This is a genomic window from Nocardioides fonticola, from assembly GCF_039536805.1.
Lineage (GTDB): Bacteria > Actinomycetota > Actinomycetes > Propionibacteriales > Nocardioidaceae > Nocardioides > Nocardioides fonticola.
The window spans coordinates 212,914-235,876 of sequence record NZ_BAAAZH010000010.1; the positions used below are offsets into that span (position 1 = coordinate 212,914).

21 protein-coding genes and 1 tRNA gene are annotated in these 22,963 nt (G+C 73.2%); 14 read left to right on the forward strand and 8 right to left on the reverse strand.

What is annotated here, in order from left to right; translation table 11 throughout:
* The first annotated feature begins 184 nt into the window (after nt 1–184).
* The 6 genes from ABD671_RS06275 (at nt 185) to ABD671_RS06300 (ending at nt 5,967) form a co-directional block, all read left to right on the forward strand.
* On the forward strand, nt 185–505 hold the full coding sequence (locus tag ABD671_RS06275) for an antibiotic biosynthesis monooxygenase family protein (RefSeq protein WP_344732411.1): 321 nt from the start codon (nt 185–187) through the stop codon (nt 503–505).
* Nucleotides 506–555: 50 nt separating this feature from the next.
* Complete coding sequence (locus tag ABD671_RS06280) at nt 556–1,953, forward strand: glycine--tRNA ligase (RefSeq protein WP_344732412.1); 1,398 nt, start codon at nt 556–558, stop codon at nt 1,951–1,953.
* A gap of 68 nt (nt 1,954–2,021) precedes the next feature.
* Complete coding sequence (locus ABD671_RS06285) at nt 2,022–2,792, forward strand: hypothetical protein (RefSeq protein ID WP_344732413.1); 771 nt, start codon at nt 2,022–2,024, stop codon at nt 2,790–2,792.
* A complete protein-coding gene (gene dusB, locus ABD671_RS06290; RefSeq protein WP_344732414.1) occupies nt 2,789–3,928 on the forward strand; it encodes a tRNA dihydrouridine synthase DusB in 1,140 nt (379 codons plus the stop codon). The genes ABD671_RS06285 and dusB overlap by 4 nt, the downstream gene beginning before the upstream one ends.
* A gap of 463 nt (nt 3,929–4,391) precedes the next feature.
* Nucleotides 4,392–5,198, forward strand: coding sequence for a VldE C-terminal domain-containing protein (locus ABD671_RS06295; RefSeq protein WP_344732416.1), 807 nt, complete (start codon nt 4,392–4,394; stop codon nt 5,196–5,198).
* A gap of 58 nt (nt 5,199–5,256) precedes the next feature.
* On the forward strand, nt 5,257–5,967 hold the full coding sequence (locus ABD671_RS06300) for a fibronectin type III domain-containing protein (protein ID WP_344732417.1): 711 nt from the start codon (nt 5,257–5,259) through the stop codon (nt 5,965–5,967).
* On the opposite strand, the gene ABD671_RS06305 is transcribed toward ABD671_RS06300, so the two are convergent.
* Nucleotides 5,964–6,911 (reverse strand): NAD(P)/FAD-dependent oxidoreductase, encoded by a 948-nt coding sequence (locus tag ABD671_RS06305; protein ID WP_344732418.1) that lies wholly within the window; start codon nt 6,909–6,911, stop codon nt 5,964–5,966. The two genes, ABD671_RS06300 and ABD671_RS06305, sit on opposite strands and share 4 nt — an antisense overlap.
* Nucleotides 6,912–6,987: 76 nt before the next feature.
* Here ABD671_RS06305 and ABD671_RS06310 point away from each other — a divergent pair, with 76 nt between their 5' ends.
* Entirely contained in the window at nt 6,988–7,305 is a 318-nt protein-coding gene (locus ABD671_RS06310) for a hypothetical protein (protein WP_344732419.1), read from the forward strand.
* 9 nt (nt 7,306–7,314) lie between these two features.
* On the opposite strand, the gene ABD671_RS06315 is transcribed toward ABD671_RS06310, so the two are convergent.
* Both ABD671_RS06315 and ABD671_RS06320 read right to left on the reverse strand, forming a co-directional pair.
* Complete coding sequence (locus tag ABD671_RS06315) at nt 7,315–9,285, reverse strand: acetoacetate--CoA ligase (RefSeq protein ID WP_344732420.1); 1,971 nt, start codon at nt 9,283–9,285, stop codon at nt 7,315–7,317.
* A gap of 37 nt (nt 9,286–9,322) precedes the next feature.
* Nucleotides 9,323–11,437: an AfsR/SARP family transcriptional regulator gene (locus tag ABD671_RS06320; RefSeq protein ID WP_344732421.1), complete on the reverse strand. Its 2,115-nt coding sequence runs from the start codon at nt 11,435–11,437 to the stop codon at nt 9,323–9,325.
* Nucleotides 11,438–11,576: 139 nt separating this feature from the next.
* Here ABD671_RS06320 and ABD671_RS06325 point away from each other — a divergent pair, with 139 nt between their 5' ends.
* The 6 genes from ABD671_RS06325 (at nt 11,577) to ABD671_RS06350 (ending at nt 16,854) form a co-directional block, all read left to right on the forward strand.
* Nucleotides 11,577–12,845, forward strand: a complete 1,269-nt coding sequence (locus ABD671_RS06325; RefSeq protein WP_344732422.1) for a deoxyguanosinetriphosphate triphosphohydrolase — start codon at nt 11,577–11,579, stop codon at nt 12,843–12,845.
* Nucleotides 12,842–13,774, forward strand: coding sequence for a 2-hydroxyacid dehydrogenase (locus ABD671_RS06330; protein WP_344732423.1), 933 nt, complete (start codon nt 12,842–12,844; stop codon nt 13,772–13,774). The genes ABD671_RS06325 and ABD671_RS06330 overlap by 4 nt, the downstream gene beginning before the upstream one ends.
* 30 nt (nt 13,775–13,804) lie before the next feature.
* Nucleotides 13,805–15,679, forward strand: coding sequence for a DNA primase (gene dnaG / locus ABD671_RS06335; RefSeq protein WP_344732424.1), 1,875 nt, complete (start codon nt 13,805–13,807; stop codon nt 15,677–15,679).
* Nucleotides 15,679–16,170 carry a hypothetical protein gene (locus ABD671_RS06340; protein WP_344732425.1) on the forward strand — a complete coding sequence of 164 codons (492 nt, stop codon included), beginning with the start codon at nt 15,679–15,681 and terminating at the stop codon, nt 16,168–16,170. The genes dnaG and ABD671_RS06340 overlap by 1 nt, the downstream gene beginning before the upstream one ends.
* 91 nt (nt 16,171–16,261) lie before the next feature.
* A tRNA-Asn gene (locus tag ABD671_RS06345) sits at nt 16,262–16,337 on the forward strand.
* 106 nt (nt 16,338–16,443) lie between these two features.
* The gene (locus ABD671_RS06350) at nt 16,444–16,854 is read left to right on the forward strand and encodes a hypothetical protein (protein WP_344732426.1); all 411 of its coding nucleotides are present in this window, start codon (nt 16,444–16,446) and stop codon (nt 16,852–16,854) included.
* Between the two features lie 42 nt (nt 16,855–16,896).
* Here the strand turns inward: ABD671_RS06350 and ABD671_RS06355 are convergent, their stop codons facing one another.
* Together ABD671_RS06355 and ABD671_RS06360 are read right to left on the reverse strand one after the other, a co-directional pair.
* Nucleotides 16,897–18,180 carry an HNH endonuclease signature motif containing protein gene (locus tag ABD671_RS06355; RefSeq protein WP_344732427.1) on the reverse strand — a complete coding sequence of 428 codons (1,284 nt, stop codon included), beginning with the start codon at nt 18,178–18,180 and terminating at the stop codon, nt 16,897–16,899.
* 1,100 nt (nt 18,181–19,280) lie between these two features.
* Nucleotides 19,281–20,147, reverse strand: a complete 867-nt coding sequence (locus ABD671_RS06360) for an SDR family oxidoreductase (protein ID WP_344732429.1) — start codon at nt 20,145–20,147, stop codon at nt 19,281–19,283.
* A gap of 95 nt (nt 20,148–20,242) precedes the next feature.
* On the opposite strand from ABD671_RS06360, the gene ABD671_RS06365 reads away from it, so the two are divergent.
* On the forward strand, nt 20,243–20,947 hold the full coding sequence (locus ABD671_RS06365; protein ID WP_344732430.1) for a hypothetical protein: 705 nt from the start codon (nt 20,243–20,245) through the stop codon (nt 20,945–20,947).
* Here the strand turns inward: ABD671_RS06365 and ABD671_RS06370 are convergent.
* Genes ABD671_RS06370 through ABD671_RS06380 form a run of 3 tightly spaced genes read right to left on the reverse strand, consistent with a single transcriptional unit; the run spans nt 20,923 to nt 22,882 of the window.
* On the reverse strand, nt 20,923–21,357 hold the full coding sequence (locus ABD671_RS06370; protein ID WP_344732431.1) for an SRPBCC family protein: 435 nt from the start codon (nt 21,355–21,357) through the stop codon (nt 20,923–20,925). The two genes, ABD671_RS06365 and ABD671_RS06370, sit on opposite strands and share 25 nt — an antisense overlap.
* The gene (locus tag ABD671_RS06375) at nt 21,354–22,088 is read right to left on the reverse strand and encodes an ANTAR domain-containing protein (protein WP_344732432.1); all 735 of its coding nucleotides are present in this window, start codon (nt 22,086–22,088) and stop codon (nt 21,354–21,356) included. The genes ABD671_RS06370 and ABD671_RS06375 overlap by 4 nt, the downstream gene beginning before the upstream one ends.
* Nucleotides 22,085–22,882, reverse strand: a complete 798-nt coding sequence (locus tag ABD671_RS06380; RefSeq protein ID WP_344732433.1) for a sigma-70 family RNA polymerase sigma factor — start codon at nt 22,880–22,882, stop codon at nt 22,085–22,087. The genes ABD671_RS06375 and ABD671_RS06380 overlap by 4 nt, the downstream gene beginning before the upstream one ends.
* Between the last annotated feature and the right edge of the window lie 81 nt (nt 22,883–22,963).

Here is a 22,963-nt window from a genome sequence, read left to right on the forward strand (position 1 = left end):
GTCAAGACTACTGAGAACGATTGTCAATTTCATGGACCCTCGGCGGGCGACTTCTCAGGGGAAACTCTCACTTCTCAGGCGATGTTTTCCCTGAGAAGTGCAGGAGTCACCGGTGCACCGGTGACTCCTGCACCCGCCCCCGGCCCGCGCAACCCACCCTCCACACCCCTGCCAGAATCGACCCGTGCTCGTGGTGAACCGCTTCCGCGTCCCGACCGCCGAGGCCGAGGCCTTCCGCGCCGACCTGCTCGCCGCCCGGGGTGCCCTGGCCGCGCGGCCGGGCTACGTGGCCGGCCAGGTCGGACGCAACGTCGACGACCCGGAGCTGTGGACCCTCGTCACCACCTGGGAGAACGTCGGCGCGTACCGGCGCGCGCTGTCGTCCTACGACGTCAAGCTGACCGCCGTCCCGGTGCTCGGGCGGGCGATCGAGGAGCCGTCGGCCTACGAACCGGCCGATGCCGGGACCGACCTCAACGTCGCCGACGTCCGATCGTTAGGCTGAGGCCTCCCAGTGCCGGCAGCCAGCCGGCCTCGTGACGCAGGAGTCCCTCCGTGGCCAAGCCGCCCCCGTCCGCCGTCGACAACGTCGTCTCGCTCGCCAAGCGTCGAGGTTTCGTCTACCCGTGCGGTGAGATCTACGGCGGCACCCGCTCCGCCTGGGACTACGGCCCGCTGGGCGTGGAGCTGAAGGACAACATCAAGCGCCAGTGGTGGAAGGCGATGGTGCAGTCCCGCGACGACGTCGTCGGCCTCGACTCCAGCGTCATCCTCCCGCGCCAGACCTGGGAGGCCTCGGGCCACGTCGACACCTTCACCGACCCGCTCACCGAGTGCCAGTCGTGCCACAAGCGCTTCCGCGCCGACCACCTCCAGGAGGCGGTCGCGGAGAAGAAGGGCCTCGACGACCCCGACGCCGTCGACCTCGCCGACATCGCCTGCCCCAACTGCGGCGTCCGCGGCGCCTGGACCGAGCCGCGCCAGTTCTCCGGCCTGCTCAAGACCTACCTCGGCGTCATCGAGGACGAGTCCGGTCTGCACTACCTGCGCCCGGAGACCGCGCAGGGCATCTTCCTCAACTTCGCCAACGTCGTGACCTCCCAGCGCATGAAGCCCCCGTTCGGCATCGCCCAGATCGGCAAGAGCTTCCGCAACGAGATCACGCCGGGCAACTTCATCTTCCGCACCCGCGAGTTCGAGCAGATGGAGATGGAGTTCTTCGTCAAGCCGGGTGAGGACGAGGAGTGGCACCAGTACTGGATCGACACCCGCACGGCCTGGTACACCGACCTCGGCATCGACCCCGCCAACCTGCGGCACTACGAGCACGCCCAGGAGAAGCTCAGCCACTACTCCAAGCGCACCGTCGACATCGAGTACCGCTTCAACTTCGCCGGTTCGGAGTGGGGTGAGCTCGAGGGCATCGCCAACCGCACCGACTTCGACCTCTCCACCCACGCCAAGCACTCCGGCCAGGACCTCTCCTACTTCGACCAGGCCGCCGGCGAGCGCTACACGCCCTACGTCATCGAGCCGGCAGCCGGTCTCTCGCGCAGCCTGATGACCTTCCTGGTCGACGCCTTCCACGAGGACGAGGCCCCCAACACCAAGGGCGGCGTCGACAAGCGCACCGTGCTGCGCCTCGACCCGCGTCTCGCGCCGGTCAAGGTCGCGGTGCTGCCGCTCTCGCGCAACGCCGACCTCTCCCCGAAGGCCCGCGACCTCGCTGCCGAGCTGCGCCGCAACTGGAACGTCGACTTCGACGACTCCGGCGCGATCGGCCGTCGCTACCGCCGCCAGGACGAGATCGGGACGCCGTACTGCCTGACCGTCGACTTCGACACCCTCGAGGACGACGCCGTCACCATCCGCGAGCGCGACTCCATGTCGCAGGAGCGCATCAGTCTCTCGGGCGTCACCGCGTACTTCGCCGAGCGCCTGCTGGGCTGTTGAGGTGTTGCGGTCCTCGACCGCAGCAGGGTGCGGCAGACTGAGCGTCCACGACCACGGGAGGGTGTGAGGTGGGGTCCATCGTCAACGGCATCGAGCGGGTGCACGCGCACCGGGGGCACCGGCGTCCGGTGCTCGCGATCGCGGCGCTCGTGCTGCTCGCCACCGGCACCGCCGCCTGCTCGGGCGATGAGGAGCCGGCCGGCATCCCGACCGTGTCGGGCAGCCCCACGGCGTCCCAGGACGCCACCCCGGGTGCGGGGGAGACGCCCTACCTCGACGTCCCGACCGGGGTCGAGCTCACCGGGCAGGGCAGCGCGCTCTCGACCGGCGACCAGGCGGTCGTGGCGTGGGAGCCCAAGCAGGGCCTCATCGGCGTCCTCGACGTCACCGTCGACTCCTTGGAGAGCACCACGCTGAAGAAGAGCTTCAGCGGCTGGAAGCTGCCCGAAAACCTCAAGACCGCCTCGCCGTACTTCGTGCGGGTCACCGTCGAGAACGCCGGCGACACCGAGCTGGGCGGGCGCACGATCCCGCTGTACGCGGTCGACGGCGACGACACCCTCGTCGAGGCGTCCTCCTTCGTCACCACCTACCCGGCGTGCCCGAGCACCCCGCTGCCCAAGAAGTTCGCGCCCGGTGATCGCGCCAAGGCGTGCCTGGTCTACCTGCTCCCCGACGCCGGCGACCTCCAGGCCGTGAGCTTCCGCCCGACCCAGGACTTCAACCCGATCACGTGGAGCGGCGACGTCGTCCCCTACGAGCCGGCGAAGACCGACAAGGGCTCGAAGGGCTCTCAGGGCGAGGGCTCGAAGAAGAACGGGAAGAAGTCCGGGTCGTGACCGGGCTGACCCTCGGCTCGCTGCATGTCGAGACCCCGGTGGTGCTGGCCCCCATGGCCGGCATCACCAATGCCGCCTACCGGCGCCTGTGCGCCGAGCAGGGGGCGGGCCTCTACGTCTGCGAGATGATCACCAGCCGCGGCCTGGTGGAGGGCGATCAGCACACGAAGGACATGCTGGTCTTCGACGAGCTGGAGACCGTGCGCTCGGTGCAGCTCTACGGCACCGATCCCGTCTACGTCGGGAAGGCCGCCGAGATCCTGTGCGCCGAGTACGGCGTGGCCCACATCGACCTCAACTTCGGCTGCCCGGTCCCGAAGGTCACCCGCAAGGGCGGCGGCGGGGCGCTGCCGTGGAAGCGCGACCTGCTCGGCGCGATCCTCGAGCGTGCGGTCGCCGCTGCGACGCCCTACGGCGTTCCGGTGACGATGAAGACCCGCAAGGGCATCGACGACGACCACCTCACCTACCTCGACGCCGGTCGCATCGCGCAGGAGTCCGGCGTCGCGGCGATCGCGCTGCACGGACGCACCGTCGCCCAGGCCTACTCCGGGCGCGCCGACTGGGAGGCGATCGGCCGGCTCGTCGAGCACGTCGACATCCCGGTGCTCGGCAACGGCGACATCTGGGAGGCCGCCGACGCCGTCCGCATGGTCGAGCAGACCGGCGCTGCCGGCGTGGTCGTCGGTCGCGGCTGCCTCGGCCGCCCGTGGCTCTTCCGCGATCTCGCCGCCGCGTTCTCCAGCGCACCCGGCGAGCAGGTCGTCATCGAACGGCCGCGGCTGGGCGAGGTGCGCGACGTCATGCGCCGCCACGCCGAGCTGCTCACCCGCCACATGGGCGAGGAGCGGGCATGCAAGGAGTTCCGCAAGCACGTCTCGTGGTACCTCAAGGGCTTCTCCGCCGGTGGCCGGCTGCGCCGCGACCTGGCGCTGGTCACCAGCCTCGCCGAGCTCGACGTGCTGCTCGCCGAGCTCGACCCCGACGAGGAGTTCCCGGCCTCCGAGCTCGGCGTCCCGCGCGGACGTCAGGGCTCCCCGCGCGAGCGGGTCGTGCTCCCCGAGGGCTGGCTGGAGTCGATGGAGGGCCTGGACTGCGTCATCACCGAGGACGTCGCGGAGACGACGGGGGGCTGAGGTGGGCGGGCCGGGGGAGCCAGTTTCCCCGGCCGACCGGGGAAACTGGCCGAAAACCGGCCCCGGGACGCCGCAATCGGCCAGTTCCGCCTGTCCGGTGTGACCAGTGGTGCTGGTGGGGCGATGGCCGGATCCCGCACCTCCCCTCAGGACGCCGTCCGCGAGCGTGTTCCCCCTCACGCGCGGCCCCCGAGGACGCCGTCGCGCCCCGCGGCCGGACCCCGGTTCGGGTGACCTGAACCACACAACCTTTACCGGGGAACCTCAAAGAAGATTCGGCGAGTCGACTTTCCCTGTGTTTGACTCCATGACCGTGTCCTGAAGGACGGTGACTCGGCGCCGCACGGACGGACACCCTCGCAGCCCACGCTGCGGGGGCATCGATGGAGTAAGGATCAGCGCTGTGGCACACCATCGCCACAAGCGGGACACCACTGCCCGCCTCCTGGGGTCTGCCAGGTCCGTGCCCGTTCTCGTGGCCGCCCCGCTCGCCGTGCTGGCGACCGCCGGGGCCGTGACCTTCGGCGTCCTGGCCCAGGACGGCGCCCCCGCCCCGAGGGACGTCGCCGCCGCCCGGCTCTCCGACGCCGCTGCCGCTGCGGTCAGCGAGGCACTCGCCGAGGGTGCCGAGGAGCGGGCCGACGCCCGCGCCGAGCGGGTCTCGCGCGACGCCGCCCGCACCGAGCTCGCCGTCACCCTCGCGCAGACGCCGCGTTGGACCACCACCGCCCTGAACCTGTGGAGCGCCTCGGGGGCCTCGGCCCGCAAGGTCGGCGAGATCGAGGCCGGCAAGAAGGTGCTCATCACCGGCCGCACCGCCGACGACCGCGTCGAGGTCGTCGTCGACGGCGTCGCCCGCTGGGTGACCGCCGGCTACCTCTCGGAGGACAAGCCGCTGGCCGCGACCGCCGGGCTGTCCACGGCGCCCTGCCCCGACGGCAGCGTCGAGAACGGCCTGACCGCGGGCGCGGTCGCCGTCTACCGGGCCGTCTGCCACGCCTTCCCGCAGATCACCACCTACGGCGGCTGGGACGACCACGGCGAGCACAGCTCGGGCAAGGCGTTGGACATCATGACCAGCGACGTCGCCCTCGGCGACGCGATCGCCGCCTACCTCCAGCGCAACGCCGCCGCCCTCGGGCTCTTCGACATCATCTGGCGCCAGCGCATCTGGACCCCCGAGCGGGCGAGCGAGGGCTGGCGGCCGATGTCCGACCGCGGGTCGGCCACCGCCAACCACTACGATCACGTGCACGTCGCGGTCTACTGATCCCCCCATCGCCCCGAGTTCCCGCGCGGGCCGCTGCTCACCCGGCATGATGGCGCCCGTGCCTCGCCTCCCCGTGGTCCTCGCGCTCGTCGCCGGCCTGCTCGTCGGGCCCGGTGCGCTGGGCGGCGCCCGCGCCGACGAGGCGACGCCCGACACGACGCCGCCGCAGATCGACACCACGCCCGTGCTCTGCAGCGACCCCTGTCAGCGCGAGGTCTTCGAGTTCTGGGGCGACCTCGCCGAGGGCGACGATCTGGCCCGCATCGAGGTGCGCCTCGACGACGTCGTCGTCGATGAGCGTCCCTACGACGACGGCACCGGGTTCACCCCCTACGGCTGGTTCCAGCCGTGGGGCGCCGACTACCTCCAGGACGTCGACTACGCGGTGCAGGTGAGCGTGCCCGACGGCGAGCACGTCGTCACCGTGACGGCGTCCGATCGGGCGGGCAACGTCGCGGAGCACAGCTACGCGGTCCAGGGTGCGCAGGTACCGGACGCCGTCCGCCATCTCCGGGCGGTCGTGCGCGCGCACCGGGTGCAGCTCCGGTTCGGCCCAGGGCCCGACAACGGCGGTCTCGTGACCTCCTACCGGATCACGCGCGACGGTCGCCACGTGCGCACCTACCGCACAGGCCCGTTCCTCCCGATGCCGCGGATCACCTTCCGCCACCTCGCTCCGGGCCGGCACCGCTTCGCCGTCCGGGCCGTCAACAGCGCCGGCGTCGGCGCACCCGCGGTCGTGCGGGTGCGGGTGCGGGTGCGCCACTAACCGAAGTGGCGCACGAGCTCCTCGCCCAGCGCGGTGCCCGAGAGCCAGGCGCCCTCGACCTTGCTGACCGGGCCCCAGCCGTCGCCGCAGACGCCCAGCCCGCGCTCGGAGAGGTGGAAGGGTGCGGGGCGCTCGCCGATCGGGCGGGCCTGCGACCACCGGTGCACGTAGGTGCCCTCCGGCTCGGGCAGGTCGAGCAGGCGTCGCAGCGCGGCCACCATCGGGGCACCCGCCTCCTGGGGCGCCTCGAGGTGCGGCTGCGCCAGTTCGGGCGTGGAGTGGGCGACGAGGTAGGGGGCGAGGTCGCCGCGGCGCGATCCGTCGTCGGCGATCCAGGCGAGGTCGGGGTCGTCGTTGACGAAGGCGCCGTCGAGGTCCCACAGCCGCTCGGCGTACCAGGCCACCAGGGCGATCACCGGCTCCGAGGCGCGGGTGAGGACGGCGGCGTCCTCCGCCAGGCCCTCGCCGAGCACGGCACGCGCCTGGGAGTCCGTCATCGCCAGGACGGCGGCCGACGCCGGTCGGTCGTCGACGTGCAGGACGCCGTCGCGGTGCGTCACCTGCGCCACGGCCGCCTGCTCGACCGCCAGCGGTGCGGCGAGGTCCTCCACGAGCGAGCGCAGACCCTGCGGCGTGGCCCAGCGCGTCGGCCCGGTGGTGGTGCGCGGCGCGCTGCCGGGGGAGAGGACGGTGAAGGTGTCGGTCCACGGCCGCGCCAGGCCCGCCTCGCGCCAGCCCTCGACGACGGCGCCGAAGCGCTCGTCGCTCACGGTGAAGTAGGAGGCGCCCATGTCGACCGGCCGGCCCTCGAAGCGCCGGCTGGCCATCCGGCCGCCGATGCGGCGACCGCGGTCGAGCAGCTGCACGGGCAGCCCGGCGTCGGCGACGGTGCGGGCACAGGCGACGCCGGAGATGCCGGCGCCGACGACGATGATCGGGTCCACGGCGGTCAGTCTCCCAGCGGCGTCCAAGGCGCCGGTTCCCGGTCCGCTGTTCGAACTGGTGTTCTATTCTCGGGGCGTGGGTGCCTCCGACCGCTTCCTGTTCCGGGCCATCGACCCGCGACCGGTGTGGATCGACCTGCGCGGCAGTCTCGGCCACGGGCCGGTGCTGCTGGGCCTGCTGGTGGAGTGGCGCAGCCGCGAACGGCCGGGCCGGCCGGCGGTGTGGGAGGGCCTGGTGGTGTGGGCCTCCGGCGGCGGGGAGCTGCCGTGGGCGCTGTCGATGCGCTGGATCTCCGCCGACGACCTGCGCCCGATCGAGGTCGCGATGCCCGCCGACCTCGCTGCACGTCCGCCGCGTCCGCCCGACCCGCGCCGCAACCTCCCGCGCCGGTGACGGGCCGACTCAGAGCCGGTCGCGCAGCGCCTCGATCTCGGTGAGGGCGCCGGCGTCGGTGAGGGCGCCGGCCGCCGCGGCCTCGTCGGGCGAGGCGCCCAGCAGGATGCGCTTGACCGGCACCTCGAGCTTCTTGCCCGACAGGGTGCGGGGCAGGGCGCTGACGGCGAGGACGTCGTCGGGCACGTGCCGCGGGGAGAGCCGCGAGCGCAGCGCGCCGGCGATCTCGCGGCGCAGCTCGTCGTCGAGGTCGTGGCCGGGCGCGGGCACCACGAAGAGCAGCAGTCGTCCGGCACCGCCCTCGTCGTCCTCGAGGTGGACGACGAGGCTGTCGCGCACCTGCGGCAGCGACTCGACCACGGTGTAGAACTCCGCGGTGCCCAGCCGCACGCCGCCGCGGTTGAGCGTGGCGTCGCTGCGCCCGGTGATGACGCAGCTGCCGCGTTCGGTGATGGTGATCCAGTCGCCGTGGCGCCAGACGCCGGGGATGTCCTCGAAGTAGGCGGCGCGGTAGCGGCTGCCGTCGTCGCCCCAGAACCCCACCGGCATCGAGGGCATCGGCGCGGTGATGACCAGCTCGCCCAGGCTCTCGCGCACCGGCTGCCGCTGGTCGTCGAAGGACTCCACGGCGGCGCCCAGCAGGCGGCAGGAGATCTCGCCCGCCCACACGGGCACGGTCGGCGCGGCGCCGACGAAGCCGGAGCAGACGTCGGTGCCGCCGCTCAGCGAGGCGAGGTGGACGGTCGGGGAGACCGCCTCGTAGACGTAGCGGAATCCCTCGGCCGGCAGGGGCGCGCCGGTGGAGCCGAGCTCGCGCACCCGGGAGAGGTCGGCGATCTCGGCGGGCCGCAGCCCGGCCTTGCGGCAGGCCATGAGGAACGGTGCGCTGGTGCCGAAGACCGTGACGCCCTGCCGCTCGACCAGCCGCCACATCTCCCCGAGGTCGGGGGCTGCCGGGTCGCCGTCGAAGAGCACGATCGTGGCGCCGACCGCGAGCCCGGAGACGAGGTAGTTCCACATCATCCAGCCGGTCGTGGAGAACCAGCAGAACCGGTCGTCGGGGCCGAGGTCCTGGTGGAGCCCGAGCGCCTTCACGTGCTCGAGGGTGATGCCGCCGTGGCCGTGCACGATCGGCTTGGGCAACCCGGTGGTGCCGGAGGAGAACAGCACGTAGAGCGGGTGCTCGAAGGGCAGCCGCTCGAACCTGAGCGGGCCGGTGGCGGCGGTGAAGTCGGCCCACGTGAGCGCGCCCTCGGGGGCCGGCGCGGCGGCGTCCAGGTACGGCAGCCACACGGTCGTGCGCAGCGACGGCAGGGACGCGCGGATCGCCGCGACCTCGGAGGTGCGGTCGATGGGCTTGGTGCCGTAGCGGTACCCGTCGACGGCGAGCAGCACGGTGGGTTCGATCTGCTGCCACCGGTCGACGACGCTCTGGGTGCCGAACTCCGGTGCGCAGGAGGAGAAGACCGCGCCGAGGCTGGCGGCGGCCAGCAGGAGCACCAGCGTCTCGGGGATGTTGGGGGCGTAGGCGGCGACGCGGTCGCCACGGCCGACCCCGACCGCGACCAGTCCGGCGCGCGCCCGCGCGACCTGCTCGCGCAGGTCGGCCGCCGTCAGCTCCACGCTCGCGCGCGACTGCGACTCGGCGATGACGACGACGTCGTCCGCCGCGCGGCCGGGCAGGGCGAGCACGGCCTCGGCGTAGTTCAGGCGCAGCCCCGGGAACCAGCGCGCGCCGGGCATGGCCGCGTCGGCCAGCGCCGGGCTGCGCTCGCCCTCGCTCGGCACGTCGAACTCCTCCAGCACCGCACCCCAGAACCGATCGAGGTGCGCGGTCGACCACGCCTGGAGGGCGGTGTAGTCGGCGGCCGTCGCGGCGTCGAGGACGCCGTCGGCGGCGAGGCGGGCGGCGAACCGCTCCAGGCGGCTGGTGCCGTCGAGCGGCGGGGTCCACAGCTGGTCGGGGACGGTCGAGGCCATGGTGCCGAGTCTGGCATCCCGGTCGGCGGGACGACGCTCAGCCGTCGCCCTCGCGCAGGTCCTCCCAGGTGCGGGCGGGGACGCCGAGCTCGGCCATGCGCAGCGCGTAGGTGCGGTGGAAGCGCTGGGACTCGCCGTAGCGCCCGAGCCGCCACAGGGTGCTGACCGCGATGCGGTAGGTGGGCTCGTCGTAGGGGTCCATGGTGAGTAGGCGGGCCAGCCACGGGACGGCGGCCGCGGGGTCGGGCCCGGCGGCGTGGACGGCGGCCAGCGCCTCGATGACCTCGCGACCGAGCCGTTCGACGCGCTCCTGGAGGTCGAGCAGCCACTCCTCGGCCGGCTCGCTCTCCATGAACGCGCCGGTGTGCAGGGAGGCGGCGGCCTCCAGCATGCGGGCGGCCCGCGGATCGCGGTCGCGGTAGGCGCGGAGGGCGGCCTGGGCACCTTGCTCGAAGTCGACGACGTCGACCGAGACGTGCTCGAGGTCGAGGAAGACGTGGTCGCGGCCGCCGATGAGGTAGTGGTCGGCGCTGTGGCGCTTCTCGGGGTCGAGGGTGGCGCGCAGGTGCGAGAGCGCGACGGAGAGCCGGTTGCCGACGTCGTCGACGTCGGGCCACAGCAGGGCGCCGAGCGCCGGTCGGCTGATGCCGGCGGCGCCGCGCCCGGCCAGCACGCCGAGTACCTCCCGCGCCTTGCGGGAGGGCCAGCTCGAGGATGGGATCGGCTCGCCGTCGCGGTGGATCAGGTAACGCCCCAGGGTGTGCACCCGCACCGCCGGGCTGGGACGACGCGACCGCGCGGCATGCAGCGGGCCGGCCAGGCGGGCGGCGTCGGCGTGCACGCCCAGCTCGCGCAGCTGGTCGGCGGCGAGCTGGCGGCCGAGCTGGTCGCGGCCGAGTTCCGCGCGCACCAGCTCGCCGACGGCGATCGGCACCGGCATGCGCAGGTCGGCCAGGAGGTCGACGGCCTCCCGCAGCCGCGGGTCGTCGGCGCAGGGCTCCTCCTCGGCCAGTGTGGCCAGCAGCAGGGACTCGGCCAACCGCGGCCGGTCGCGGTGCTGGGCGGCCTCCTCGCGCGCGGAGGCGGCGTGGGCGCGGGCCCGCTCGAACTCGCCGCGATAGAGGGAGGCCCAGCCGGACGCCGTGTGCGCCACCGCGCCGCCCGCGGTCGCGCGCAGACGCATCAGACGGTCGAGCACGAGGTCGGCCTCAGTGGGGTCCTCGGCCACGACGACGCGCAGGAGGCCCGCGAGCGCCGGCAGGAGGGTCTGGACGTCGTCCTGGTCGTCGCCGAGCCGCACGGCCTCCCGGTAGGCGTCGGCGGCCTGGGCGGCGTTGCCGCGCGCGCTCTGGATGTCGCCGGCGAGCTGCCAGGCGCCGCCGGCGCTGGGGGAGTCGATCGCGGTCCAGATGGTGCGCGCGGACTCGACCTCCAGCAGCGCCTCGTCGAGGCGGCCGGAGAAGAACATCGCCTCGGCCAGGTTGTGGCGCAGCACCGCGGTGCCCGAGTGGTGGTGGGTGCGGTCGTTGATCTCCAGTCCGCGGGTGAGCAGGTCGACGGCGTCGTCGAAGCGACCCTCCTCGAGGGCCGCCGAGCCGAGGTTGTTGTGGATGCGTTCCTGCGAGATGAGGTCGCCGGCGGCCTCGGCCGCCGCCAGGGCGCGGTCGTAGGCGCGCAGGTTGGCGTCGCGGTCGCCGGAGATGGCCGCCAGGAGGGCCTGGGAGACCCAGGTGTAGGCGCCGGCGCCCGGGTCGTCGCCCGCCAGGTCGGCGGCTCGCGCCGCGTGCCGTCGGCAGTCGGTCTCGTCGCCCTGGTTCCAGGCGATCGCGGCCAGCATGGCGCTGAGCCGGGCGCGATCGGGGAGGGCGGCGTCGTCCTCGCGTCCGGCGCGGACGACGTCGCGGGCCTGCGCGAGGTGGCCGAGGTGGTGCAGGGCGTAGCCGCAGCGCCAGGAGAAGGCCGCGGGCAGCGAGCCGTCGTCGTCCCGGACGGCGTCGGCGAGCCGCAGCCAGTCCTCGAGCAGCAGCCGGGCGATGAGCTCCTGGCCGTGACGCTCCAGGGTGCGGCCGGGCTCGCTGCCCAGGTCGTCGAGGACGCTGCGCGCCAGGGCAGCGGACTGCGTGACGTAGCCGGGGGAGACGGCGAGGGTCATCGCGCGGGGCTCCCGTACCGCGAGGTGGTTCCCGAGCCGGCCATGACCGCGATTCTAGGCAAGCAGCGGCCTGGACGCCTCGGTAGTAGCACTGATCCGGACGCCGGATCGTCGGCTCCGGCCACTAGGGTCGGGCGCGATGGATCCCCTCGACCGCTACGACGACGCCGCCCGGGCACGCGTCGTCCCCGAGCCGCCCAAACGGGTCGACGCCCCCGAGCGCACGCCGTTCGAGCGCGACCGGGCCCGGGTGGTGCACGCCGCGGCCTCGCGCCGGCTGGCCGCCAAGACGCAGGTGGTCGGCCCGCAGAGCGACGACTTCGTGCGCAACCGGCTCACCCACAGCCTCGAGGTCGCCCAGATCGCCCGCGACCTCTCCCGTGCGCTGGGCAGCCATCCCGACATCGCCGAGACCGCCGCGCTCGCCCACGACCTCGGGCACCCGCCGTTCGGGCACAACGGCGAACGGGTGCTCGACGAGCTCGGCGGCCCGTGCGGGGGCTTCGAGGGCAACGCCCAGACGCTGCGGCTGCTCACCCGGCTGGAGTCCAAGACGGTCGACGCCGAGGGCCGCTCGGTCGGCCTCAACCTCACCCGGGCCACCCTCGACGCCTGCACGAAGTACCCCTGGCCGCGGGCGGCCGAGGGCTACGAGGCGGTGAAGTTCGGGGTCTACGCCGACGACCTGCCCGTCTTCGGCTGGCTGCGCGAGGGCGCCCCGGCGTCCCGCCGCTGCGTCGAGGCGCAGATCATGGACCTCGCCGACGACGTCGCCTACTCCGTCCACGACGTCGAGGACGGCGTGGTGGCCGACCGTCTCGACCTCGCCACCCTGCACCGCGACACCGCGCCGGTGTGGGCGACGCTGCGCGACTGGGGGCTGGCCGAGCAGCCCGACGACGTCCTCGACGAGGTGCTCGCCGACCTGCGCGCCGTCGGCAGCTGGCCCACCGCCCCCTACGACGGGTCGCGCCGATCGCTGGCCGCGCTGAAGAACCTCACCAGCGACCTCATCGGCCGCTTCTGCGGGGCCGTGCAGCAGGCGACCTTGGGATCGGGCGCCGCCGGCGACGCCCTCCCGGTGCGCTACGGCGCCGATCTCGTCGTCCCCGAGCGCACGGCGTTGGAGATCGCGGTGCTCAAGGGCGTCGCCGCCCACTTCGTCATGGGCGCCTCCGACCGGCTCGCCGCGATGGACCGTCAACGCGACCTCCTCGCCGACCTCGTGCCCGTGCTGCTCGACCGCGCGCCCGACGTCCTCGACCGCGCCTTCGCCGACGACTGGCGCGAGGCCGCCGACGACGCCGCGCGGCTGCGGGTGGTGCTCGACCAGGTGGCCTCGCTCACCGACGCGAGCGCGGTGGCCTGGCATGCGCGCCTGTGCCGCGACGGCATCATGGGGGCGTGACCGCCCCCGACCCGCTCGTCTGGCTGCCCTTCGACCCCGCGGAGCTCGGCGAGGTGCCGGCCGGACTGCGCTACGAGGTCGTCGACCCGCGCGAGCACGTGCCGGACTCGGTCGAGCAGGTGCGCTTCTACGTGACGCCGTACGCGATGGGCACCGAGGTCGGCGACGTGCTGCCGCGCATGGCGTCGCTGGAGGTGGTGCAGCTGCTGTCGGCCGGCGTCGACAACGTGCGCGGCCGGGTGCCCGACGGCGTCGCGCTGTGCAACGGTCGCGGCATCCACGACACCTCCACCGCCGAGCTGACCCTCACCCTGATCCTCGCCTCCCTGCGCGGGGTGCCGCAGTTCGTGCGCCAGCAGGACGCCGGCGTGTGGGAGCGCCCCTGGCGCCCGGCTCTCGCCGACAAGCGGGTGCTGCTGATCGGCGCGGGCGCGATCGGGCAGGCCATCGAGGAGCGGCTGCTGGCCTTCGAGACCGAGGTCGTGCGGGTCGCCCGCACCGCCCGGCGCGACGAGCGCGGCGCCGTCCATGCCCTCCCCGAGCTGCCCGAACTGCTGCCGCACGCCGACGTCGTCGTCCTCATCGTGCCGTTGACCGAGGAGACCCGGGGCCTCGTCGACGCCGACTTCCTCGCCCGCATGCGCCCCGGCGCGCTGCTGGTCAACGTGGCGCGCGGCGGCGTCGTGGTGACCGACGACCTGGTCGCCGCCCTCGAGCAGGAGCGGGTGACCGCGGCCCTCGACGTCACCGATCCCGAGCCGCTGCCGCCCGACCATCCGCTGTGGCGAGCCCCCGGCGTCCTCATCGCGCCGCACGTCGGCGGGGCCTCCTCGGCGATGTGGCCGCGCGCCTACCGGCTCGTGCGCGAGCAGCTGGAGCGGTACGCGGCGGGGCAGCCCCTCCACAACGTGATGGCGGGGGAGTACTGAGCCCCTCGCGGTGTCCGTAGGATCGCGCTCGTGGCCGGCCGCATCCGAGAGAAGAGCATCAGCGAGGTGCGCGAGAAGGCTCGGATCGACGACGTCGTGTCGCAGTACGTGACACTGCGCAACGCCGGCGGCGGGTCGCTCAAGGGTCTGTGCCCCTTCCACGACGAGAAGTCGCCGTCCTTCCACGTCACCCCGAGCCGCGGCTTCTACCACTGCTTCGGCTGCCAGGCCGGCGGCGACGTCATCGACTTCGTCAAGGAGATGGACGGCCTCACCTTCAGCGAGGCCGTCGAGCGGCTGGCCGACAAGGTCGGCGTCGTCCTGGAGCGCGAGGACGCCGACGGCAACGACGACCGTCCGCGCGGCCCGCAGCGCAGCCGCCTGGTCGGCGCGCACCAGGTGGCCCAGGAGTTCTACGCCGAGCAGCTCGGCGGCCCCGAGGCGCTGGTGGCCCGCCAGTTCCTGGCCGAGCGCGGGTTCGACCAGGAGGCCGCGCTGCGTTTCGGCGTCGGGTTCTCGCCCCGCGACGGCGAGGCGCTGCTGCGGCACCTGCGCGGGCGCGGGTTCAGCGTCGACGAGCTGGTCGCGGCCGGTCTGGTCGCGGTCGGGCGGTCGGCGTACGACAAGTTCCGCGGGCGGCTCATGTGGCCGATCCGCGACGCCACCGGCGACACGATCGGGTTCGGCGCGCGGCGGATCTTCGACGACGACCGCATCGAGGCCAAGTACCTCAACACCAGCGAGACCACGATCTACAAGAAGAGCCAGGTGCTCTATGGGCTCGACCTCGCCCGCCGCGAGATCGCCAAGAGCTCGCGCGCGGTCATCGTCGAGGGCTACACCGACGTCATGGCCTGCCACCTGGCCGGCGTCGGGCAGGCGGTCGCCACCTGTGGCACCGCGTTCGGCGACGAGCACGCCAAGGTGCTGCGCCGCTTCCTGCACGACCACGAGGAGTTCCGCGGCGAGGTGATCTTCACCTTCGACGGTGACGCCGCCGGCCAGAAGGCCGCGATGCGCGCCTTCAACGGCGACCAGAACTTCGTCTCCCAGACCTACGTCGCCGTCGAGCCGAGCGGGCTCGACCCGTGCGACCTGCGCATCCAGCAGGGGGACGGCGCCGTCCGCGAGCTGGTCGCGCGTCGGGTGCCGCTCTACCGCTTCGTGCTCGGCAACGTCGTCGGCCGTCACGACCTCGACCGCGCCGACGGCCGGGTCGACGCGCTGCGGGAGGGTGCCCGCCTGGTCTCCAGCGTGCGCGACCGGTCGAAGGTCGACGCGTTCGCCCGCGAGCTCGCCCAGCTCGTCGGCGTCGACCCCGACGAGGCCCGCGCCGAGGTGCGCCGCGCCGCCGCGCGGGCCGCCAAGGGAGGGCGGGAGCCCGAGGCGCCGGCCGCGCCCGTCGCGCCGCGCGCCGACGTCCCCGACCCGCGCGACCCGCGGTTCGCCATCGAGCGCGAGACGTTGAAGCTCGTCGTCCAGCATCCGATGGCGATCGGGCGCACCACCGGCGACATCGGCGTCAACGACTTCACCCACCCCGTCTACCGCGGGGTCTGGGAGGCCGTGGCGGCGGCCGGCGGCCCGGCGTCCGGTTCCGGCGACGCCGCCTGGGCCGCCCGGGTGCGCGAGCACGCCGGCGCCCCCGAGATCGCCGCCGCGGTCTCCGAGCTGGGCGTCGAGCCGCTGCTCACGCTGAAGGAGCCGGACGCCGGCTACGTCGCCCACCACGTCTTCCGGCTGCTCGAGCTCACCGCGCTGCGCCGCATCGCCGAGGTGAAGTCGCGGCTCCAGCGCACCAACCCCGTCGAGGATTCCGAGGCCTACAACCGCATGTTCGGCGAGCTCGCCGCCCTCGAGCAGCACCGACGCACCCTGCGCGACCGCATCGTCGGGGCCGAGTGATGGGCCTCTTCGGTTCCCGCCGTCCCGGCCCCGCCGTCGAGGTCGCCGAGGGCGAGCGGCTGCTCGCCTCCGCCGCCCTCACCGACGGCCGTGCCGTCGGCGGCACCCGCCTGGCCCTCTACGCGCCGGTCGCCGACCGGTGGGAGCGCATCCCCTGGGAGCACGTCCGCGACGGCTCCTGGGACGGCGAGGACGAGGCCCTCGTCGTCACCGTCGCCGGCGGCTACGCCCACCGGTTGCCGCTCGTCGATCCGGCGCTGTTCCTCCAGCTCTTCCGCGAGCGGGTCACCAACTCCGTCGTCCTCGTGCGGCACACGCCGATCGCCGGACGCCGTGGCGTGCGCGTCGTCGTCCGGCGCCGCGGCGACGGCACCCTGGTCGTCACCGACGAGCTCGATCGCGGCCTCGATCCCGCCGCCCCCGACGTCGTCGCCGCCGTGGCCGCCGCCCGCGCCGAGCTCGCCGCCGAGGTCGGGCTGACGGCGTCCTGACGGGGTCGTGGCGGCGTCGTGGCGGGGTCGTGGCGGGGTCGATTTCGACCCCGCGACCCGGCGTTGCTAAGGTGTGCGCGCCGCACAGCGATCCCCTGTAGCTCAACTGGCAGAGCATGCGACTGTTAATCGCAGGGTTGTTGGTTCGAGTCCAACCGGGGGAGCCAGACGAGCCCTTCACTCCACGAGTGGGGGGCTCTCGTCATGTCACCGGACCGTCACGATCCGTGTGCGAGGGCTGACAGGCCGCCCGCACCGCATCACGCTGGATGGATGCCGCACCGGATCCGCCGCTCGCTGCTGCTCCTCGCCGCCGTCGCCGTCACCACGGCCACCGCCGCCTGCGGCGGCGATGCGCCCACCGCCGACGGCCCTGTCATCCGCGGCTACTCCGCCGACGGCGACTTCCCCGCCGCCCAGGTCGAGGGCCAGTTGCGCCGGGCGGGGGACTGCCTCGTCGTCGGTACCGCGGTCGCCGTCTGGACCGACGCCGCCTCCTGGGACGCCGATGCCGACGCCGTCGCCGTCGGGGACGACCGCTACGTCGTCGGTACGGACGTGCGCCTCGCCGGCGGTTTCTACGACCGGGGCGGGTGGCAGGACGTCGTCACCGACGATGCCGTCGCACCGCTCCAGGACTGCCTGGACTCCTCCGGACTGGAGACCGTGGCGCTCGTGCGTTGACGGTGCCCGGGCAGCACGACGGGCCTGAGCCCCGGGTGGGGTTCAGGCTGTCGTGGTGCCGGTGGGGGTGCGGAGGTAGTGCTGGCCGTGGGGGCTGGTCCACCGGTAGCTGCCGGGTGGGCCGGCTCCGGGTTCGAGCGGTTCGTAGGTCCAGCCGTGGTGGGTCTTGATGCGGTGGTGATGTCGACACAGCGCGGCGAGATTGTCTGTGCTGGTGCTTCCACCTTCGTCCCAGGGGACGATGTGGTCGATGTCGGCGCTGCGGGCGGGCCTGGTGCAGTGGGGGAAGACGCAGGTGACGTCGCGGAGGATCACCTGCTCGCGCAGGAGCGTGGGGATCTCGTAGGACTCACTCGACCGCTGTTCCGCCATGTCGAGGACGGGCCGGACGACGAGTTGGGTGTCGGGGTCGGTGCACCACGACCGCAGGGTGTCGAGGTCGAGGGCGGTGCGGGTGTTCTCCACACGAGCAGCCGTACCGAACGGGTTCTGGCCGGGTGCGTGGCTGATGTGGACGTAGAGATGGAGGGTCCGCTTGCTGCGGACCGGCTCACCCATTCCAGCCGACTCGAAGGTGAGGGCATGGTCGCGTCGTGCGAGTTCGCCGAGGGCCATGGCCCGCCGGGCGTCGAGGGATTCGGTGCAGCCGAGGTCCTTGAGTTGGGCGGCGACGGCGGCGAGAGCGTCCTCGAGGTCCAACGCGTCGGCCAGATCGAGGGCTCCCTCGATGTCGACCCTGCCGTGGAAGTCGACGTGACGGGAGTAGATGGTGACGTGTCGCTTGTCGTCAGCCGCCTCCCGCCTCGCACGCAGGACCTCGGGGTCGGCTTCGGCTTCGGCTGCTCTCACTGTCTGCTCGATCCCGCGTCCGCCGATGGAGTGCGCGAACGACGCCAACCGCTGGTCCACCAGGGCGACGGCCTCGGGCGACAACAAGCGAGTGGCCTGGGCGATCTTCCGTGCCCGCCACACCGCCACCTCACCGGCCTCCACACGCCGCCAACACCGCGGCAAACGAGCAGCCAACTCCAATGCGTCGCCGACGTAGTAATGCCCGGCGTCGCTGGACAAGCCGATCGCGGCGGCGAACTCGTCGATGCAGAACTCGGCCACCAGGGGTGCACCTTGGCCGGCGATGGCGAGGGTGCGTTCGGTGCCCGGAACACACGCGCTGTCCCACTCATCAGCCGCCGGGTGGGCGAGAGCCCACTGGGCTGCGGCGATGAACACGGACCGTTCGGCGTCGTCGGCGACCATCCGCGCATCACGCGCGAGAACCAGGAGGGACCGCGGGTCACGGAGATCCTGGTTGGTGGTGGAGGCCATGCCTCAGTCTACTCGAACACATGTTCGAAGACAAGGGTTCAGGGGTTGGAATCTTCGTGGTTGCGGCTGCTGTGCGGCTTGCTGGGCTTCGAGGCCCTCGCCTGGGGGCTCGGGCACCTCAGCCACCGGACGGGAGCCGTAGATCGTCCCTACTGCCAGCGGTTGTCTTGCCGGGTCTCGCGGCTCGGCGCCGGGGCGCCTCGCACCTCGACCACCGGAGGAACGCCGGTGGCTGAGGTGCGAGCGAAGCGAGCCTCGAAGCCTGGTGAGACGAGCAGCAGCCGCAACCGCCCACCTCCGTAGCCGGCGCCTTTCAACCGAAGCGAACGGCGACAAGGACACCGAGAGCGACCCGGCACCTGCCTAGCCGGCGCCTTTCAACCGAAGCGAACGGCGACAAGGACACCGAGAGCGACCCGGCACCTGCCTAGCCGGCGCCTTTCAACCGAAGCGAACGGCGACCCGAACACCGAGAGCAACCCGGCACCGCCGTAGCCGGCGCCTCTCAACCGAAGCGAACGGCGACCCGAACACCGAGAGCAACCAGATTCCCCCGTAGCCGGCGCCTTTCATCCGAAGCGAACGGCGACCCGAACACCGAGAGCAACCCGGCCGCCGCCATAGCCGGCGCCTATCAACCAGAGCGAGCGAGGAAGCCGGGAGAAGACACGGAGCAGCGACGGCGTCCCCATTGTCGGCGCCCACCTCGCCGGGTCTCGCGGCTCGGCGCTGGGGCGCCTCGCACCTCGACCACCGGAGGAACGCCGGTGGCTGAGGTGCGAGCGAAGCGAGCCTCGAATCCCGGTGAGACGAGCAGCAGCCGGAAACCCCCCACCCGCGTAGCCAGCGCATTTCAACCCAACGCCGACGGCGACCCGAACACCGAGCGCAACCCGGCACCCGCGCAGCCGGCGCCTCTCAACCGAAGCGAGCCTGAAAGCCGGCATCAGGCCATGAGCGACGACTACGTCCCCACCGAAGCAGCCAGTCCCACCGGTCTCGTGGCTCGGCGCCGGGGCGCCTCGCACCTCGACCACCGGAGGGCGCCTCGCACCTCGACCACCGAAGGCCGCACCGCGCCCCCACATCCCGCTCCCCGGTCAGAAGACGGGCTTCCCGCCGGTGACGCCCAGGACCGTGCCCGAGATGTAGGACGCGTCCCCCGGTGAGGCGAGGAAGACGAAGGCGGGCGCCACCTCCGCGGGCTGGCCGGCGCGACCCAGCGGGGTGTCCTCGCCGAAGTGCGCGACCTTGTCCGGAGGCTGGGTCGCCGGCTGCAGCGGCGTCCAGATGGGGCCGGGGGCGACGCAATTGACGCGGATGCCGTCGGGGCCGAGCGCCTGGGCGAGGTTCACGGTGAGGTTGTTGATCGCCGCTTTGGTCGCGGCGTAGTCGAGCAGTGCCGCCGAGGGGTCGTAGGCCTGGATGGAACTGCAGTTGATCACGCAGCCGGGACGACGGCGCAGGTGGGGAAGCGCGGAGCGGAGGAGTCGCAGGAGGGCGCCTACATTCGTCGCCAAGGTGCGATCGATCCGCTCGTCGTCCATCTCCTCCAGGCCGTCGGAGCGCGCCCACTGGTAGCCGGCGTTGTTGACGAGGATGTCGAGGCCGCCGAACTCTCCTGCCACCGACTCCACGACGGTGCGGCAGGCGGTCGGTCGCTGCAGATCGGCGGCGAGGGGGAGCGCACGTCGTCCGGCCGCGCGGATCAGACGTGCGGTGTCCTCGGCATCATCGGTCTCCTCGGGCAGGTAGGTGAAGGCGACGTCCGCGCCCTCGCGCGCGTAGGCGAGTGCGATGGCCCGTCCGATACCGGAGTCGCCGCCGGTCACGAGCGCGACCTGGTCGAGCAGGCGGTCGTGTCCGCGGTAGGTCTCCTCGCCGTGGTCGGGTCGCGGTCGCATCTGAGCGGTGGTGCCGGGATGGTCCTGCTGCTGGGCGGGGAAGGACGCGTCGTCGGAGGTCATGTCGGACCGGTGTCCCGCGAGCCCGTTCCCATGCGCATGCATGGAATCCCCACGACGGGATACCGGAGCCCATGACCCCTGCTCCCGCGCCCCCCATGATCGCGGTCCCCGCCGCGATCGCTCCGCTCCTGCTGGTCGGATCCCCCGCCACCGGCTGGCAGGACGCCGTCGCGGACCTCGCGGCGACCTGCGGCCGGGCGCTGGAGCGCCCGGCCGCAGGGGAGTGGAGCGGAGCAGGCGGCGAGCCGGCTGCGGTGGTGGTGCTCGAGGGTCGCGGCGCGGCGGTCGACCGGGAGCGGCGGGCGCAGGTGCAGCGGATCGCCCGCCGCCGCCCGGTGGTGTGGCACGACCCGGGGCCCGATCCGCACCCGGTCGCGGGGGCGACCCTCGTGGTCCTGGGGCTCGCGTCGCTCGCCGGCGCGGAGGGCGGCCGGCTGCCTCGCACCGCGACGGCGATCGGCCGGGCGGCCGCCCGCCTCGCCCAGCGCCAGGCCGTCCACATGGTCGCGATCGTGCTCGACGACGGCGATGCGATCGTGGCCCGCTGCGACGGAACGGCGGCCCGGGTCGTGGGACGGCGCCGCGGAAGGTCCACGGTGCCTGATGCGGCGACGGTCGCAGCCCGAGCCGCCGCCGAACTCGCCGACGGCGCGCTGCCCGAGGAGGCGGTGCGACTCGCCCTCGCGACAGTGGGGCGCGAGGGCGGGTCGCCGGGGCGGACGCCCCGGGTGGAGCGGGGGACCGACGGTTCCCTGGCCGTCGTCCCGGGCGCGGTTCAGACCCTGCGTTCGGCGAGGTAGGCCAGGCGACGCAGCGTCTCGGTGTTGCGCCAACGGATGAGCGGAGCCCGCACCGGGCGCGGCACGACCCGCCCCGGGCCGCCGACGACGTCCTCGCGGATCGTCACGAGGGTCTGGTCGCCGGCAGGGTCGAGGCACAGCGTCACCGCGGCCTCCCCGAACGGCCGGGTGCGGGCCGTCAGTCGCAGCCGATGACCGGCGACGCACTCCTCGACGATCGTCGTGTCGTCGAGGAGGGCCGGCCACGCGCCCACGGAGTGGTGGATCTCCGCACCCTCCTTCGGCCACGCGGCGTCGACCTCGCGCATGCGGGAGGCGCCGACCACCCACAGCGGGTAGAGCCAGCCGTCGGCCAGCACGTCCCACACTTCGTCGGGTGTCGCCTCGATGAGGCGCTGGGTGAGCGTCATGCGGTGTCCTCCTCGGGTTCGGCGGGAACGGCGTCCGCCACGAGATGCGGCGGGAGTTCGCGCCGGTCGAGCACCTCGGCCGCCAGGTCGCGCAGCTTGGTGTTGGTGTCGCTCGCGACGCGTCGCATCACCTCGAAGGCCTCCTCGAAGCCGATCCCGTAGCGCATCGCGAGCACGCCCTGGGCCATGCCGATGCGGTGGCGCGACTCCATCGCCGTCCGCAGGCCGGAGACCTCGTGGGCGTGGTCGAGGGCCGCGGAGGCATGCTCGGCGAACACCTCGGCCACGTCGATCGAGTCGTGGGTGAAGGCGTCGGGTCCGCTCGCATAGAGGTTCAGCGCGCCGGTGGCGTTGCCCGGCGCCTGCAGCCGGACGGCGATGACCGAGCGGAAGCCGCCGGCGACGGCGACCGGCCCCCACCGCGGCCAGCGCGGGTCGTCGGCGAGGTCGCGGGCGACCAGCGTCCCGGCGTCGCCGAGCACCGCCTCCAGGCACGGCCCCTCGTCGAGGGCGTACTGCGCCTCGTCGAGGTCGACGACGGCCGGGTCGGTCGCGGCCGCGGTGGTCGCCGAGCCCCGCTGCCGCCGCAGCGTGATGCTGCACGCCTCGGCACCCGGGACGACGTCGGCCCCGCGGCCGACGACCCGGTCGAGGGTCACGGGCACGTCACCTTCGCGCAGCAGGTCGCGACCCATCCGCGCGAACCACGCTGCGTCGGGCGGCGCGCTCACCGCTCGAGCTCGTCGCGCAGGCGGGACAGGATCCCGGAGAGCAGTCGGCTCACCTGCATCTGGGTCACGCCGACCCGCTCGCCGATCTCGGTCTGGGTGAGGTCGTCGACGAACCGGAGTCGCACGATGAGCCGCTCCCGCTCGGTGAGGGTGCGCAGGAGCCCGGCCACCACGACCCTGTCCTCGTTGGGCTCCGCGGAGGGATCGGCGGTCAGGAGGTCGCCGAGCACCGTCATGGAGTCGGCAGCGGTCGGTTGATCGAGCGAGGTCGCGTGCTGCGCCCCGTCGGCGCGCATCGCCTCGGCGTACGCGGCGCGGTCGATGCCCAGGCGCGCCACGACCTCCTGCGGCCGGGCCTCACGCCCGAGCTCGTTGCGGAGGTCCTCGGTGGCGACCCGGATCTCCCCGCGCAGCCGCTGCACACGACGTGGCGGCCGGACCGACCACCCGTGATCACGGAAGTACCGCTGGATCTCGCCGCGGATCGTGGGGACGGCGAAGGTGAGCAGATCGTCGCTGGCATCGGGGTCGAAGCGTCGCACCGCCTTGAGCAGGCCTTCGTAGGCCGTCTGATGGAGGTCCTCCAGCGGCACCCCGCGGTCGCGGAAGTGCGCGGCGACCGCCTCGGCGACGCCCCGGTTCTCGATGACCACCTGGTTGAGCAGTGCATCGCGATCGTCGTCGATCGCGCCGCGGGCTCGATCGATCAGGGCGGCCGTGCGCACACGGCGTCGGGTGCGCTCGACCGTCCGGGCATCGGAGGAGGAGCTGGGAAGAAGGGATACGGACGACATGCAGAGTCACCATCCGAGGTGGCGGTGGGCGTCTTGCCGTGGTCTCCAGCAAGGTGTCGCACCCTCGACCGTAGCGGCCGA

What these genes read in the sequence shown, in the direction of transcription:
- ABD671_RS06380 (WP_344732433.1), bottom strand. Translation starts at nt 22,882, where the DNA reads ATGTCGTCCGTATCCCTTCTTCCCAGCTCCTCCTCCGATGCCCGGACG.
- ABD671_RS06340 (WP_344732425.1), top strand. Translation starts at nt 15,679, where the DNA reads ATGGGCCTCTTCGGTTCCCGCCGTCCCGGCCCCGCCGTCGAGGTCGCC.
- ABD671_RS06350 (WP_344732426.1), top strand. Translation starts at nt 16,444, where the DNA reads ATGCCGCACCGGATCCGCCGCTCGCTGCTGCTCCTCGCCGCCGTCGCC.
- ABD671_RS06355 (WP_344732427.1), bottom strand. Translation starts at nt 18,180, where the DNA reads ATGGCCTCCACCACCAACCAGGATCTCCGTGACCCGCGGTCCCTCCTG.
- ABD671_RS06370 (WP_344732431.1), bottom strand. Translation starts at nt 21,357, where the DNA reads ATGACGCTCACCCAGCGCCTCATCGAGGCGACACCCGACGAAGTGTGG.
- ABD671_RS06325 (WP_344732422.1), top strand. Translation starts at nt 11,577, where the DNA reads ATGGATCCCCTCGACCGCTACGACGACGCCGCCCGGGCACGCGTCGTC.
- ABD671_RS06320 (WP_344732421.1), bottom strand. Translation starts at nt 11,437, where the DNA reads ATGACCCTCGCCGTCTCCCCCGGCTACGTCACGCAGTCCGCTGCCCTG.
- ABD671_RS06360 (WP_344732429.1), bottom strand. Translation starts at nt 20,147, where the DNA reads ATGACCTCCGACGACGCGTCCTTCCCCGCCCAGCAGCAGGACCATCCC.
- ABD671_RS06315 (WP_344732420.1), bottom strand. Translation starts at nt 9,285, where the DNA reads ATGGCCTCGACCGTCCCCGACCAGCTGTGGACCCCGCCGCTCGACGGC.
- ABD671_RS06365 (WP_344732430.1), top strand. Translation starts at nt 20,243, where the DNA reads ATGATCGCGGTCCCCGCCGCGATCGCTCCGCTCCTGCTGGTCGGATCC.